The 15,783-nt window shown below is 43.6% G+C and carries 11 protein-coding genes; all 11 read right to left on the reverse strand.

Annotation, left to right across the window (positions count from 1 at the left end; translation table 11 throughout):
• The gene (gene nudC / locus DQN58_RS01620) at window positions 1-786 is read right to left on the reverse strand and encodes an NAD(+) diphosphatase (protein WP_032998023.1); all 786 of its coding nucleotides are present in this window, start codon (window positions 784-786) and stop codon (window positions 1-3) included.
• 165 nt (window positions 787-951) lie between these two features.
• Window positions 952-5,220 carry a DNA-directed RNA polymerase subunit beta' gene (gene rpoC / locus DQN58_RS01625; protein ID WP_006719668.1) on the reverse strand — a complete coding sequence of 1,423 codons (4,269 nt, stop codon included), beginning with the start codon at window positions 5,218-5,220 and terminating at the stop codon, window positions 952-954.
• Between the two features lie 103 nt (window positions 5,221-5,323).
• Window positions 5,324-9,352 (reverse strand): DNA-directed RNA polymerase subunit beta, encoded by a 4,029-nt coding sequence (gene rpoB, locus DQN58_RS01630; RefSeq protein WP_006719669.1) that lies wholly within the window; start codon window positions 9,350-9,352, stop codon window positions 5,324-5,326.
• Window positions 9,353-9,621: 269 nt separating this feature from the next.
• Window positions 9,622-9,993, reverse strand: a complete 372-nt coding sequence (gene rplL, locus DQN58_RS01635; protein WP_005558353.1) for a 50S ribosomal protein L7/L12 — start codon at window positions 9,991-9,993, stop codon at window positions 9,622-9,624.
• Window positions 9,994-10,044: 51 nt separating this feature from the next.
• Window positions 10,045-10,536 carry a 50S ribosomal protein L10 gene (gene rplJ, locus DQN58_RS01640; protein ID WP_005703558.1) on the reverse strand — a complete coding sequence of 164 codons (492 nt, stop codon included), beginning with the start codon at window positions 10,534-10,536 and terminating at the stop codon, window positions 10,045-10,047.
• A gap of 355 nt (window positions 10,537-10,891) precedes the next feature.
• A complete protein-coding gene (gene rplA / locus DQN58_RS01645) occupies window positions 10,892-11,581 on the reverse strand; it encodes a 50S ribosomal protein L1 (RefSeq protein ID WP_006719681.1) in 690 nt (229 codons plus the stop codon).
• Between the two features lie 4 nt (window positions 11,582-11,585).
• The gene (gene rplK, locus DQN58_RS01650) at window positions 11,586-12,014 is read right to left on the reverse strand and encodes a 50S ribosomal protein L11 (protein WP_006719683.1); all 429 of its coding nucleotides are present in this window, start codon (window positions 12,012-12,014) and stop codon (window positions 11,586-11,588) included.
• A gap of 153 nt (window positions 12,015-12,167) precedes the next feature.
• Window positions 12,168-12,719: a transcription termination/antitermination protein NusG gene (gene nusG, locus DQN58_RS01655; RefSeq protein ID WP_006719685.1), complete on the reverse strand. Its 552-nt coding sequence runs from the start codon at window positions 12,717-12,719 to the stop codon at window positions 12,168-12,170.
• A 1-nt stretch (window position 12,720) separates the two neighbouring features.
• Window positions 12,721-13,131 (reverse strand): preprotein translocase subunit SecE, encoded by a 411-nt coding sequence (gene secE / locus DQN58_RS01660; RefSeq protein ID WP_006719687.1) that lies wholly within the window; start codon window positions 13,129-13,131, stop codon window positions 12,721-12,723.
• Between the two features lie 161 nt (window positions 13,132-13,292).
• Window positions 13,293-14,222, reverse strand: a complete 930-nt coding sequence (locus DQN58_RS01665) for an AEC family transporter (RefSeq protein WP_006719689.1) — start codon at window positions 14,220-14,222, stop codon at window positions 13,293-13,295.
• Between the two features lie 28 nt (window positions 14,223-14,250).
• On the reverse strand, window positions 14,251-15,702 hold the full coding sequence (gene modF, locus DQN58_RS01670) for a molybdate ABC transporter ATP-binding protein ModF (RefSeq protein ID WP_006719691.1): 1,452 nt from the start codon (window positions 15,700-15,702) through the stop codon (window positions 14,251-14,253).
• Window positions 15,703-15,783: the final 81 nt, after the last annotated feature.

Consider the following 15,783-nt stretch of genomic DNA (forward strand, 5'->3'; position numbering starts at 1 on the left):
TCATGATTTATTTTTATCTTGTTGACATAAAACAAGCGTTGCTTCAATTAATTTACGCGCAATAGTGCCATGTGGCGGCAATTCAGGCAAAGGCTGTTCGCAATCAAACCACTGCGCATCATAGATTTCTTCCGGTTGGACGTGAATTTCTCCTGCTGCGTAATCAGCCAAAAAGCCCACCATTTGCGAATTAGGAAATGCCCACGGCTGATTGCCAACATAGCGTAAATTTTTCACTTCAATCTGTGTTTCTTCCCAAATTTCACGGTGTACAGCCTCTTCAAAGGTTTCACCCACTTCCACAAAACCTGCCAGCGTCGTGTACATACCGCCTTTGTGGCGCATATGATTTGCTAACAAAATTTGCGAACCGCGCCGAACGGCAACAATCACACAAGGGCAGATTACAGGATAAGTACGAAAGCCGCAAACTTGACATTGTACTGCCCACTCATCCGATTTTTGTTCGGTTTTGCCACCGCACTTGCCACAAAATTGATGCGTTTGGTAAAAATGATTTAATTCTACGCCACGAGCAAGCAGATTAAATTGTTCCTGTGGTAATGACAGCTGATCGCGCAAGGGAAAATACGCCCGTGCATCGTTCGGTTGAGGCACCACGAGATATAACGGTTGCGCTAACCACTCGCCAAGAAAAAGTGCATGATGCCCTGTTAAACCTAATTCAGCCGCAGAACCAAAAGGAAGATTGCCATCAACAAGATGTATGGTGGAACCCTGTGTAAAAAGCCAAAAACCCTTGTCTTCAGCTTGAATTAATTTCATTTTTTGACACCCGTTTAAATACGTGAAAAACACTTAAATTTTCCACCGCACTTTGTTGTTCTGAGAAGAAAAAAGTGCGGTCATTATAAAAGGTATTTTTTTATTTAGCGAATCATGCCCATAAAAAAACCCGAGGTTTAGCTCGGGTTTTTATACGAGGGAATATTATTCCGCGTGCTCGTCATCTTCTACCATGTTTAACATTTCAGTTAAGCTGGCGGAAGCATCTTCAGAGGTCATAACGAATTCAGAAGCAATTTCTTCTTCATCCGCAGCCGATAATCTTACCGGCACCTCTTCATCAGCGATAACTGCCGGGTTTTTGTGACGATTTTGGTGATACGCAAAACCGGTACCAGCCGGGATCAGACGACCCACGATGACGTTTTCTTTCAAGCCGCGTAATTCATCGCGTTTACCTGCTACTGCTGCTTCCGTTAACACACGAGTGGTTTCTTGGAAGGATGCCGCAGAGATGAAGGACTCAGTTGCCAAGGACGCTTTGGTAATACCCAATAATTCACGTTCAAATTCCACCGGTGGCTTGCCTTCCGCTTCACGTTTACGGTTAACGATTTTCACGCGAGCTACTTCCACTTGTTCCCCTTCAAGGAATTCTGAGTCATAAGCTTTGGTAACAATCGCTTTACGCAACATTTGGCGAACGATAACTTCGATGTGTTTATCGTTAATTTTTACCCCTTGTAAGCGGTAAACTTCTTGGACTTCGTTAACGATATATTCGGTTACCGCGTGTACACCGCGTAAACGTAAGATGTCATGTGGCGTTTCTGCGCCATCGGAGATTAAATCACCGCGTTCTACCATTTCACCTTCGAATACGTTCAATTGACGCCATTTTGGAATCATTTCTTCGTACACTTCGCCTTCTGCCGGGGTAATCAACAAGCGACGTTTACCTTTGGTTTCTTTACCGAAGGACACGATACCGGAGATTTCCGCTAAAATCGCAGGCTCTTTCGGTTTACGCGCTTCAAACAAGTCTGCCACGCGAGGAAGACCACCGGTAATATCTTTCGTTCCCACAGATTCTTGCGGAATACGTGCTAACGGATCACCGATATGCACTTCTGCGCCGTCATCTAGGGTCACGATAGCTTTACTTGGTAAGAAGTATTGCGCTACAACATCGGTACCCGGCACGAAAATATCGTTACCTTTGTCATCAACCAGTTTAATCGCCGGACGTAAGTCTTTACCTGCTGTTGCACGTTCACCCACGTCTTGCACCACGATAGAAGAAAGACCGGTTAATTCGTCGGTTTGACGAGTAACAGTTAAACCATCCACGATATCCACGAATTTTACGAAACCGCTCACTTCAGAGATAACCGGCATAGTATGCGGATCCCAGTTCGCAATGGTTTCACCGGCATTCACCTCTTGCTGATCGCCTTTGTTCAAAATAGCACCGTAAGGCACTTTATAGTGCTCTTTGGTACGACCGAAGGTATCCACAACGGTTAATTCCGTGTTACGAGAAGTTAATACTAATTTACCTTCGTTATTGGTCACGAATTTCGCATTGGCCAAACGCAATGTACCGTTGTTTTTCACTTGTACGCTAGACTCTTTGGCTGCTGCAGATGCCGCACCACCGATGTGGAACGTACGCATGGTTAACTGTGTTCCCGGCTCACCGATAGATTGTGCCGCAATAACGCCCACGGCTTCACCTTGGTTAATCAAGTGACCGCGCGCTAAATCACGACCGTAACATTTTGCACACACACCAAAGTCGGTATTACAGGTTACAACAGAACGTACCTTCACGCTGTCCACAGAATTTGCATCTAATACGTCACACAATTTTTCATCTAATAAGGTATTGCGTGGAATTAATACTTCTTCTGTACCTGGTTTTAAGATGTCTTCTGCCGCAACACGACCTAAAACTTGTTCGCGTAGAGGCACTTTTTCATCGCCACCCTCAATTAACGGGGTCATCACGATACCTTCGTGTGTACCACAGTCATCTTCTACGATAACGAGGTCTTGTGCGACGTCAACCAAACGACGAGTTAAGTAACCGGAGTTCGCTGTTTTCAACGCGGTATCCGCCAAACCTTTACGCGCACCGTGGGTAGAAATAAAGTATTGCAAAACGTTCAAACCTTCACGGAAGTTTGCCGTAATCGGGGTTTCGATAATGGAACCATCCGGACGTGCCATCAAGCCACGCATACCCGCTAACTGACGAATCTGTGCTGCAGAACCACGTGCACCGGAATCCGCCATCATAAAGATGCTGTTGAAGGACGCTTGTTTTTCCGGTTTCCCTTCACGGTTAATCACTTCTTCCGTAGAAAGGTTTTCCATCATGGCTTTAGCAACACGCTCGTTGGCAGCAGCCCAAATATCGATTACTTTGTTATAACGTTCGCCGGCGGTCACAAGACCGGATTGGAATTGTTCCTGAATTTCAGCCACTTCTTCTTCCGCTGCAGAAATAATTTCATATTTCTTCGCCGGAATGACCATATCGTCAATACCAACGGAAGAACCAGAACGGGCAGCATAAGCAAAACCGGTATACATAATGTGGTCAGCAAACATAACACTGGCTTTCAAACCTAAACGACGATAGCTTTCGTTAATTAACTTAGAAATCGCTTTTTTACCGAGTGTTTGGTTAAACAAGCTAAATGGCATACCTTTCGGTGCAATCATCCATAAAATCGCACGACCGATAGTCGTATCTGTTAATGTGGTTTTTGATTCAAACTCACCGGCTTCGTTTTTCACATACTCAGTAATACGCACTTTCACACGAGAATGTAATTCTGCTTGACCGGTACGATAGGCTTTTTCTGCTTCGCGCGGGTCTTGCAATAACATGCCTTCACCTTTACCGTTCACTTTTTCGCGGGTCATGTAGTAAAGACCTAACACCACGTCTTGTGATGGAACGATAATCGGATCACCGTTTGCTGGAGAAAGGATGTTGTTCGTAGACATCATTAACGCACGCGCTTCTAATTGCGCTTCCAACGTTAACGGTACGTGTACCGCCATTTGGTCACCATCGAAGTCCGCGTTGAACGCCGCACAAACAAGTGGGTGTAATTGAATCGCTTTACCTTCGATTAAGATCGGCTCAAATGCTTGAATACCCAAACGGTGCAATGTTGGCGCACGGTTCAATAGAATCGGGTGTTCACGAATCACTTCAGCCAAGATATCCCAAACGATGGCGTCTTCACGCTCCACCATTTTCTTCGCAGCTTTAATTGTCGTTGCATAACCACGGCTTTCTAATTTCGCATAGATAAACGGACGGAATAATTCCAATGCCATTTTCTTCGGCAAACCACATTGGTGTAAACGTAAGTATGGACCTACGGTAATTACGGAACGACCGGAGTAGTCAACACGTTTACCCAACAAGTTTTGACGGAAACGGCCTTGTTTACCTTTAATCATATCCGCTAATGATTTTAACGGACGACGGTTAGAACCGGTGATTGCACGACCGCGACGACCGTTGTCTAACAACGCATCAACGGATTCTTGTAACATACGTTTTTCGTTACGCACGATAATATCCGGTGCGATTAAATCTAATAAACGTTTTAAGCGGTTGTTACGGTTGATGACACGACGGTATAAATCGTTCAAGTCGGAAGTCGCAAAACGACCGCCGTCTAACGGCACTAACGGACGTAAATCCGGTGGAAGCACCGGTAATACGGTCATCACCATCCATTCTGGTTTGTTGCCGGATTGTAAGAAGGCTTCCAATAATTTTAAGCGTTTAGTGATTTTCTTACGTTTGGTTTCGGAATTGGTTTCTTGTAATTCTTCGCGTAAATTTTCGCATTCCGCTTCCAAATCGATACCGCGTAATAAGGCTTGAATGGCTTCTGCACCCATTTTGGCATCGAACTCATCTTGCCAACGATCTTCCGCGTCAAGATATTGTTCTTCGGTTAACAACTGACCACGCTCGAGATCGGTCATACCCGGTTCGATCACAATGTAAGATTCAAAATAAAGCACGCGTTCAATATCACGCAACGGCATGTCTAACAATAAACCGATACGGGACGGCAGGGATTTTAAGAACCAAATGTGCGCCACCGGTGAGGCCAATTCAATGTGCCCCATACGTTCACGACGAACTTTAGTTTGAGTGACTTCTACGCCACATTTTTCACAAATCACACCGCGGTGTTTTAAGCGTTTGTACTTACCGCACAAACATTCGTAATCTTTTACCGGTCCGAAGATACGGGCACAGAAAAGACCGTCACGCTCTGGTTTAAAGGTACGATAGTTGATTGTTTCAGGCTTTTTAACTTCACCGTATGACCAAGAACGGATCATGTCAGGTGAGGCTAAACCGATTTTAATCACATCAAAATCTTCAGCGGTTTTTGATTGTGCTTTTAAAAACTTAACTAAGTCTTTCACAGATTTGCTCCTGTCGGAGTTAAACTTATTCAAGTGCGGTCGTTTTTCAAAACGTTTTTAAAATCGACCGCACTTGGGCTCAATAGGGGGTCAATACCCTGACTTATTCTTCGTCCAAGTCGATGTTAATACCAAGTGAACGGATTTCTTTCATAATTACGTTGAAAGATTCCGGTGTGCCCGGATCCATTTGTTGGTTGCCGCTGACGATGTTTTTATACATCTTCGTACGACCGTTCACGTCATCGGATTTCACGGTTAACATTTCTTGTAAGGTATAAGCCGCACCATAAGCTTCAAGTGCCCACACCTCCATCTCACCGAAACGTTGACCACCGAATTGCGCCTTACCACCCAACGGTTGTTGAGTAACAAGACTATAAGAACCGGTTGAACGCGCGTGCATTTTGTCATCAACCAAGTGGTTCAATTTGAGCATATACATGTAACCTACCGTTACCGGACGCTCGAATTTCTCACCTGTACGACCATCATAAAGGGTAATTTGACCGGAAGTCGGTAAACCACCAAGCTCTAATAAGCCTTTAATTTCTTTTTCATGAGCACCGTCAAATACCGGTGTCGCAATCGGCAAACCTTTACGCAAGTTTTGTGCTAAACGCATCACTTCTTCGTCTGTAAAGGTGCTGAGATCCACTTTTTGTGAACCGCCGCCAAGGTCATAGGCTTTCTGCATGTATTCACGCAATTTCGCGATAGATTGTTGTTGTTTAATCATCGCATTAATTTGATCACCGATACCTTTTGCCGCCAAACCTAAGTGAGTTTCTAAGATCTGACCAATATTCATACGGGACGGAACGCCCAGCGGGTTCAATACGATTTCAACAGGTTGACCGTTTTCATCGTATGGCATGTCTTCCACAGGGTTAATTTTGGAGATAACCCCTTTGTTACCGTGACGACCCGCCATTTTATCACCCGGTTGAATTTGACGTTTCACCGCCAAGTACACTTTAACGACTTTCAACACGCCCGGTGCCAAATCGTCGCCTTGGATAATCTTGTTGCGTTGAACTTCTAATTTACGTTCAAATTCTTTGCGTAATTCTTCGTGTTGTTCCGCTAACTGCTCTAACTGGTGTTGTTTTTCCTCGTTATCTAAGGTTTGTTCCAACCATTTAGTGCGGTCTAATTTATCTAAGGATTTCGCATCGAAACCGCCGGATAACAAGAGGTTGCGGACACGCATAAACAAGCCGGCTTCTAAGATCTCAAACTCTTCGCTCAAGTCTTTTTTCGCTTGTTTTAATTGCATTTCTTCGATTTCTAACGCACGTTTGTCTTTTTCTACGCCATCACGGGTAAACACTTGTACGTCAATAACGGTACCGGAAACGCTGTTTGGTACGCGTAAAGAAGAGTCTTTCACATCAGACGCTTTTTCACCGAAGATCGCGCGTAATAATTTTTCTTCCGGGGTTAATTGGGTTTCACCTTTTGGTGTCACTTTACCGACCAGAATATCGCCGCCCTTCACTTCCGCACCGATATACACGATACCGGATTCGTCCAATTTGCTTAATGCGGCTTCACCGACGTTAGGAATATCTGCGGTAATTTCTTCCGCACCTAATTTGGTATCACGTGCCACACAAGAAAGCTCTTGAATGTGAATAGTGGTGAAACGATCTTGTTGTACCACACGTTCGGAAACTAACATGGAGTCTTCGAAGTTATAACCGTTCCACGGCATGAACGCCACGCGAATATTTTGACCAAGCGCCAATTCACCTAAATCGGTAGAAGGACCATCTGCCAAAATTTCACCACGCTCAACCGGCTCACCTAATTCCACACAAGGAATTTGGTTGATACAGGTGTTTTGGTTAGAACGGGTATATTTGATTAAGTTATAAATATCAATACCGGCTTCGCCCGCAACGGTTTCGTCTTCATTGACTTTCACCACAATACGGGAAGCGTCCACGTATTGAATCGTACCACCGCGTTTTGCAACAACCGCAACACCGGAGTCAAGCGCTACTGCTTTCTCAATACCAGTACCGACTAATGGTTTGTCTGCGCGTAATGTTGGTACGGCTTGACGTTGCATGTTCGCCCCCATCAAGGCACGGTTCGCATCGTCATGCTCTAAGAATGGAATCAAAGCTGCCGCCACAGAAACCACTTGTTGAGTAGAAACGTCCATATAGTGAATTTCTTCAGGTTTATAAAGACCTGATTCACCATGTTCACCACGACAGGTAACAAACGCATCGGTAAAGCGGAACTCGTCATCAAGATTTGAGTTCGCCTGTGCGATAACGTATTTACCTTCTTCAATCGCAGAAAGGTATTCGATTTCTTCAGTCACTTGGCCATTGACGACTTTACGATACGGTGTTTCTAAGAAACCGTAGTCGTTGGTACGCGCATAAACGGAAAGAGAGTTAATCAAACCGATGTTTGGACCTTCAGGGGTTTCAATCGGACACACGCGACCATAGTGAGTCGCATGGACGTCACGCACTTCAAAGCCTGCACGTTCACGAGTTAAACCGCCCGGTCCCAATGCAGAAATACGGCGTTTGTGTGTAACTTCTGATAATGGGTTGTTTTGGTCCATAAATTGAGATAATTGAGATGAACCAAAGAATTCTTTCACCGCAGCAGAAATTGGTTTCGCATTAATTAAATCTTGTGGTGTCACAGCTTCCAGATCACCTAAAGACAAGCGCTCTTTCACTGCACGCTCAACACGCACTAAGCCAATACGGAATTGGTTTTCTGCCATCTCACCCACAGAACGAATACGACGGTTACCTAAGTGGTCAATATCATCCACTTCACCACGACCGTTACGAATTTCGATCAATTTCTTCATGACACTTACGATATCTTCGTTACTTAATGTGCCACTGCCGGTGGTTTCTTCAATCCCTAAAGAGCGGTTGAATTTCATACGGCCTACCGCAGACAAGTCATAACGGTCGGAAGAGAAGAATAAATTCTCAAATAACGCTTCTGCCGCTTCTTTTGTCGGTGGCTCACCCGGACGCATCATACGGTAAATTTCCACTAACGCGCTTAAACGATCGCTAGACGGATCAACACGTAATGTTTCGGAAATATATGGGCCGTAATCCAAGTCATTGGTGAATAAGGTTTCAACTGTGGTATAGCCTGCTTGTGCTAATTTCGCCAATACCTCAAGAGAAAGCTCCATATTCGCCGCACAAACTAATTCGCCGGTATCTAAATTGACATAGTCTTTCGCAGCAACTTTACCCACAATATATTCAGTTGGTACGTCTACTTGTTTAATATTATCTTTTTCTAATGCTTTAATATGACGAGCAGTGATGCGACGACCACGTTCCACATACACTTTGCCATTTGCTTCAATATCAAATGCCGCCGTTTCACCACGTAAACGTTCAGGCATTAAATTCATCAGCAATTTATTATCTTTAATTTCGAAGACAACTTTATCAAAGAAAAGATCTAAGATTTGTTCAGTGGTGTAACCCAACGCGCGCAAGATAATCGTTGATGGTAATTTACGACGACGGTCGATACGTGCATATAAGTTATCTTTCGGATCAAATTCAAAATCCAACCATGAACCACGGTAAGGAATAATACGTGCGTTATACAGCACTTTACCTGAAGAGTGAGTTTTACCTTTGTCACTATCAAAGAATACACCCGGACTACGATGTAATTGAGACACGATAACACGCTCGGTACCGTTAATCACGAAAGTACCATTATCGGTCATTAATGGGATCTCACCCATATAAACTTCTTGTTCTTTAATATCTTTGATCGTGCCAGGTGCGGCATCTTTGTCATAGCTAACCAAGCGTAATTTCACACGTAACGGTGCCGCATAAGTGGTACCACGGATTTGACACTCACGCACATCAAACACCGGCTCACCTAGCCTATAGCTAACATATTGTAATTCGGTATTTCCATTGGTACTGACAATTGGGAATACAGAGCGGAAAGCGGCTTCTAAGCCTTGTTGACCATCCGGATCTCTTTGAATAAATTTTTCAAAAGAATCAAGCTGGATTGTTAATAAATAGGGAATATTTAAAACTTGCGGACGTTTGCCGAAGTCTTTACGAATTCTTTTTTTCTCGGTATAGGAGTAAACCATAGGGTTCCTCTGCTTGCTGTTCAGTGACCCACAATCAACACGCAATATTTGCGACAAATATTGGTGATAATGTATTAGATACCGTTTTTAGATGACCGCACTATGAACCTTACTTCTTGAGTGGGTAGCTCAAATTAAAATGCTTTGTTTAACTTGAGGAAACAAAAGTAATCAAACGGCAAATTTACTTCTGTTTTTGATAGCACAAAATGGCTGATGGTCACCCACCAGCCATTTAGCCTGAGAAACAGGACGAAATAAAATCAAAATTATTTGATTTCTACTTTCGCGCCAGCTTCTTCTAATTCTTTCTTAAGTGCTTCTGCTTCTGCTTTAGCAATGCCTTCTTTCAATACAGCCGGTGCAGATTCAACTAAGTCTTTAGCTTCTTTCAAGCCTAAACCGGTTGCACCACGTACTGCTTTGATTACTGCTACTTTGTTAGCACCAGCTTCAGCAAGAACTACGTCGAATTCAGTTTTTTCTTCTGCCGCTGCTGCTGCACCACCTGCTGGAGCTGCTGCTACTGCTGCCGCTGCGGAAACACCGAATTTTTCTTCCATCGCTGCGATTAATTCAACGATTTCAGTTACAGATTTAGAAGCAATCGCTTCAATGATTTGTTCGTTAGTTAATGACATAACAATCAATTCCTAAAGTAAATAAAGTTAATTGGATGAAGAAACGCTTGATTAAGCCGCTTCTTGTAATTTGTCGCGTAATGCCGCAAAAGTGCGAACAAGTTTGCCTGCCGCAGCTTCTTTCATTGTGCCCATTAAACGTGCAATTGCTTCGTCGTAAGTCGGTAATGTTGCTAAGAATTCAACATCTTGGATCTTACCTTCAAAGGCTGCACCTTTAAGTTCAAACTTATCGTTTGCTTTCGCAAATTCTTTGAACAAACGTGCTGCAGCACCTGGATGTTCAGTAGAGAATGCGATAAGTGTTGGACCGGTAAATGTGTCTTTCAAACACTCGAATTCAGTACCTTCTACCGCACGACGTAATAAAGTATTACGAACAACGCGCATAGAAACACCGGCTTCACGTGCAGATTTACGCAATTCGGTCATTTTGTCTACTGTCACACCACGGGAATCCGCGATCACAGCAGAAAGGGCACCTTTGGCTGCTTCATTTACTTCGGCAACAATTGCTTGTTTGTCTTGAAGATTTAATGCCATTGGCTGTTAGCTCCTGAATACACTCCGATTGCTCGGAATTTAAATACCTAATAAAACGACTATTAGGACGAATTCGGTGCACAGAAGCAAGAAAATTCTTATTCTGTTCACCATCTACGTAGGATGATTAAGATTGCTCCCCTACGGTCTTGGACGGGGCTTGAATGAGGTCAAGCACCAACCAGAAATGCTAAACCGCAAATAAAATACGGTCTAAAAGGACGCAGATTATAACGATCGAAATAACATTTGTAAATGCCTGATGATAAAAAATCACCAATTCGACAACGATAAATGTCGAAAAAAATAACCGCACTTGTAAAAGTGCGGTCATATTTCATCGTATTTCTACGGATTACAGTGAAGCTTGATCGATTGCTACACCGGCACCCATTGTAGTAGAAAGACTTACTTTCTTAATGAAGATACCTTTAGATGTTGCAGGTTTCGCTTTAGTTAAAGCGGCTAACAACGCTTGAAGGTTTTCTTTCAATTGTACTTCAGAGAAGTTTGCTTTACCGATAGTAGTGTGGATGATACCGTTTTTATCGTTGCGATAACGGATCTGACCGGATTTAGCATTTTTCACTGCTTCAGCAACGTTTGGTGTGACAGTACCCACTTTCGGGTTTGGCATTAAACCACGTGGGCCTAATACTTGACCTAATTGACCAACAACACGCATTGCATCAGGAGAAGCGATAACAACGTCAAAGTTCATTTCGCCTTTCTTAACTTGCTCTGCTAAGTCTTCCATACCTACTAAATCAGCACCAGCTTCTTTAGCTGCTTCTGCGTTTGCACCTTGGGTGAACACAGCAACACGAACTTCACGACCAGTACCGTGTGGTAATACTGTTGCACCACGAACGTTTTGGTCAGATTTACGAGGGTCGATACCCAAGTTTACTGCAACATCAACACTTTCAACGAATTTAGCCGTTGCGAATTGTTTCAATACTGCGATTGCTTCGTTGATTTCGTATGCTTTAGTAGAATCTACGCCAGCTTTGATTGCTTTCATTTTTTTAGTCAATTTAGCCATCGTATTACTCCTCTACCACTAAGCCCATTGAACGAGCAGTACCAGCGATTGATTGCATTTTGTCTTCGATAGTCGCACCAGTCATATCCGCTGCTTTAGTTTCAGCGATTTGACGAACTTGTTCTAAAGTCACTTTACCTACTTTATCTTTGTTCGGTTTAGCAGAACCAGATTTCACACCAGCTGCTTTTTTCAACAATACTGCTGCCGGTGGAGTTTTAGTCACGAAAGTGAATGAACGGTCTGCATAAACGGTGATAACAACCGGAATTGGTAAACCTTTTTCTAAGCTCTCAGTACGAGCGTTGAATGCTTTACAGAATTCCATGATGTTTACACCTTGTTGACCTAACGCAGGACCAACCGGTGGTGATGGGTTTGCCATACCAGCTGCAACTTGCAACTTAACGTAGGCTTGGACTTTTTTTGCCATTTTAGTTTCCTCTAAATGGGTGATAACGCTATTGCTAGCTCCCCTGTTGTTAAAAAGGGCTGCATTCTAATCAAACGCAACCGGTTTTTCAAGTAAAACGTCGAAAAAATGCACCGCACTTAAAAAAGTGCGGTGGAAAATTCAACCATTTTACTAGTTATTCTTTTCTACTTGTCCGAACTCAAGTTCAACCGGCGTAGCACGACCAAAAATAGACACAGACACTTTCAAGCGGCCTTTTTCGTAGTCGATTTCTTCTACTGTACCATTGAAATCCATAAATGGACCTTCGGTTACTCGTACTTCTTCCCCAGGTTGGAAAGTCGTTCTTGGTTTCGGTTTATCGCTATTTTGTTCCAAGCGATTTAAAATGATATCCGCTTCACGATTGCTAATTGGCGCCGGTTTGTCCGGTGTGCCACCAATGAAACCCATCACGCGTGGTACGCTACGCACCAAGTGCCAAGTGTCATCGTTCATTTCCATTTGTACTAATACATAACCTGGGAAATATTTACGTTCACTTTTGCGACGTTTACCCGCCACATTTTCGACAACTTCTTCTGTCGGCACTAACACTTCACCGAACTGTTCTTCCATATTGTGAAGTTTGATGTATTCACGCAATGTGGTCGCTACGCGCGCTTCAAAACCGGAGAACGCTTGCAACACATACCAACGTTTTTTATTTGCGGTTTCGGTCATTTTAGAATCTCCAGTCGGTTAAGAAGGTAATGATGCTAACGATGATTGAATCCAAGCCCCAAAGGATTAAAGACACAAATACGGTCACACCAACAACGATAAAAGTTGTTTGCGTTGCTTCCGGACGGCTTGGCCAAACAATTCGACGTAATTCAGTACGGGCATCTTGAAAGAAACCAAGGGCTTTTCTGCCTTGATTGGTTGTCGCTGCAACCCCTAAAGAGATCAACAACAACACGATAACCGCAACAACGCGAATTGGGGTGGAATATTGATCTTGGAAATAGATATTACCAAATGCACTCGCCGCAATGATTGCAACGGTTAACAACCATAAAAAAATGTTTAATCCTTTAGACTTTTCAACGGAAGCCTCAGATTCATTTTTCTTTTTCTCAATCTCTAATGCCATAAAAATTTATCCATTATGTAACTTTAAAAAACAGGGATCCTTTTTCGAACGCAGGATTATAGCAGCTAATTTTCCAGTTTCACAATTAAAAATTATGCATTTACACAAGTGCGGTCGTTTTTCAGCGTGTTTCTAAACATTCTCAAAATCCACCGCACTTTTTACCACAACTGATACAGTGCAATAATGAAGGGCATGCTAAACATGCAAAGGAGGGTGGTGACCCCATAAATGGCACTGGCTTTTTGCGGATTATTCCCAAAAATTAACGCCATTTGCGTGACCGTCGAAGCCGCTGGGCTCGTTGTCGCAAGGAAACTAATCAAAGCGATCGTTTCACCGTTTTGTACCCAACCTGAAAAGCCGCAAAGTTTAACGACAACCATTAAAAACAGCGGAATCACTAACAAACGCAGAAACGTCACCAAATAAATACGTTTAGAGGAGAAAAGATCCCGCAGTGGAATAGAAGCAATCAGCATGCCGGCAATCAACATCGCATTCGGACCAATAAACATCCCGACGGAAGACAACGTACCATTGATGGTATCAGGCAGTTTAATTTGTAAGGCAAACATCACTAAACCCATCATGATCGACCAAATGTTGATATTTTTTAGCACCGTTTTCAGCGTTAAATTGCCCTTTCCGGCAATAATCAGACGACAGTGCGTCCAAAACATGAACGTTTGCACGATAATAAAACAACTGGCGTAAACCACCCATTCTTTACCGAACAATCCCATCACCAACGGAATAATCAAATTACCTGAATTAGCATAAATCGATGCCGCATGCTCGATAGGATCCAATTTCAGCGTTCTCTTTAACACCGTACCGATAATCACCAGCATGCCATGTAAAAACACCGCCATCCCAAAAGACAGCATTAATCCCTCTAGAATTTCCGGCGTATACGAAATCTGAAAAGCTTCAATCATCACGGCGGGACTGATGATATATAACCCGATAATAGACAGCGGCTTACTGTCTTCCGATTTAAGCAATTTGCTTTTCACCAACCCATAGCCCATCAACACAATAAGGGTCAGTTCAACGATTTTCGTGCCGAGAATGAATGCGATATCCATAGTTGTTCTTCGTCAAAATAATTAAAAATCACACCGCACTTTGTTTATAAACGTATCCATCGCCTTGCGGGATAAATTCAAACACATGCGTAATGCAATTCGGCGCGTCCTGATCTTGGTGGGACACGAAGAGTAGTTGGGTTTGACTATTGTTCACCAGTTGTTCGATAAAGTGCTTTACCAGTTTGCGATTCATGCCGTCGAGGCCTTGCAACGGTTCATCTAAAATCAATATGGGCGGGTGTTTCACCATCGCGCGGGTAATCAACAACAGGCGCTGTTGTCCCCAAGAAAGGGAACGAAACGGACGATTTGCCAACGCCTCCATATTCAAGCGCGTAAGCCATTGCATCGCCTTGATCCGCAGTGCGCCGGGAACGCTTTGGTATACGCCGATGCTGTCAAAAAAGCCCGAAAGAATCACCTCTAACGCAGAACAGTTGACCCGATAATCCATGTGTAACTGACTGCTGACATAACCGATGTTGCGTTTAATCTCCCAAATGGTTTCGCCACTTCCCCGCTGTTTACCGAATAAAACCACATGATTAGCATAAGATTGCGGATGATCGCCGCAAATAAGCGACAATAGCGTAGATTTTCCCGCACCATTCTGCCCTTTAATCCACCAATTTTGCTCAGGCGCCACTGTCCAATCAAGCCGATTTAAAATGACATTCTCACCATATTGAACAGTAACGTTTTTCAGTTCAAAAGGGGATTGATTCGGCGGTAATTTAATCGGCGATACAGCACTTTCCGGCAACGGCACATCAACGTTTTGTTCCGCATATTGTACTTGTTGAAATAGACTTTGTTGCTCAACCTCCGTCCGCCCTCCCTGCAAAATTAACTGGTTGTGATCTAACAACGCCACATGATCAGCGGCAGAAGGAATGTCGGAAAAGCGATTGACGATCAACACCAACGCCATTTTTTCATTGAGCTGTTGTAGCAATTGTTGCCAATCCGACACAGACTGTTGATCTAGCCCTTCAAAAGGCTCATCTAAAATTAATAATTGCGGTTCGGAAACCAATGCCTGCGCCAACAACACTTTGCGGCTCTCGCCGGTAGAAAGCAACATAAACGGACGATCCAACAACGACGTAATATGCAACAGCGCCGCATAAGAGTCACACAAGGTTTCCTTATCACTACTGTTCAAAATGGTCTGACGTGCGGTTTTGCCGAAATCGTCTGGACTCACCGTATCGTTGTTACGATCTTTAAACGTTTGTTCCAGAATTTGTTGTTGCCGTTCAAAAGAAAACAACCCAATGCGTTCAAAATCACTGTGATATTCGCCCGCCTCAAGAGGCAATGCCCCTTGTAATGCTAATGAAAACGCCGTTTTTCCGCTGCCGTTACTGCCCACCACGACCCAATAATCCCGAGCCTTGACAAAAAAGTGCGGTAGATTTAGCAAACGTTTTTCATGCAGTCGAAATTGCGCATTTTCTATATTGAGTTGAGGCATGATTGCTCCTTTTATTTACCACAAGCAGACAGTACCACGGAACAATTTTCCCCATGAACATGAATTTGCCCAGCTTTTTAC

It is taken from the genome of Aggregatibacter segnis ATCC 33393 (assembly GCF_900476035.1).
Taxonomy (GTDB): Bacteria; Pseudomonadota; Gammaproteobacteria; order Enterobacterales; family Pasteurellaceae; genus Aggregatibacter; species Aggregatibacter segnis.

Excerpts from the sequence above, each read along its gene's own strand:
- nusG (WP_006719685.1), bottom strand. The coding sequence starts at position 12,719 with ATGACCGAAACCGCAAATAAAAAACGTTGGTATGTGTTGCAAGCGTTC.
- modF (WP_006719691.1), bottom strand. The coding sequence starts at position 15,702 with ATGCCTCAACTCAATATAGAAAATGCGCAATTTCGACTGCATGAAAAA.
- rplL (WP_005558353.1), bottom strand. The coding sequence starts at position 9,993 with ATGTCATTAACTAACGAACAAATCATTGAAGCGATTGCTTCTAAATCT.
- rplK (WP_006719683.1), bottom strand. The coding sequence starts at position 12,014 with ATGGCAAAAAAAGTCCAAGCCTACGTTAAGTTGCAAGTTGCAGCTGGT.
- DQN58_RS01665 (WP_006719689.1), bottom strand. The coding sequence starts at position 14,222 with ATGGATATCGCATTCATTCTCGGCACGAAAATCGTTGAACTGACCCTT.
- rpoB (WP_006719669.1), bottom strand. The coding sequence starts at position 9,352 with ATGGTTTACTCCTATACCGAGAAAAAAAGAATTCGTAAAGACTTCGGC.
- rplJ (WP_005703558.1), bottom strand. The coding sequence starts at position 10,536 with ATGGCATTAAATCTTCAAGACAAACAAGCAATTGTTGCCGAAGTAAAT.
- rplA (WP_006719681.1), bottom strand. The coding sequence starts at position 11,581 with ATGGCTAAATTGACTAAAAAAATGAAAGCAATCAAAGCTGGCGTAGAT.
- nudC (WP_032998023.1), bottom strand. The coding sequence starts at position 786 with ATGAAATTAATTCAAGCTGAAGACAAGGGTTTTTGGCTTTTTACACAG.
- secE (WP_006719687.1), bottom strand. The coding sequence starts at position 13,131 with ATGGCATTAGAGATTGAGAAAAAGAAAAATGAATCTGAGGCTTCCGTT.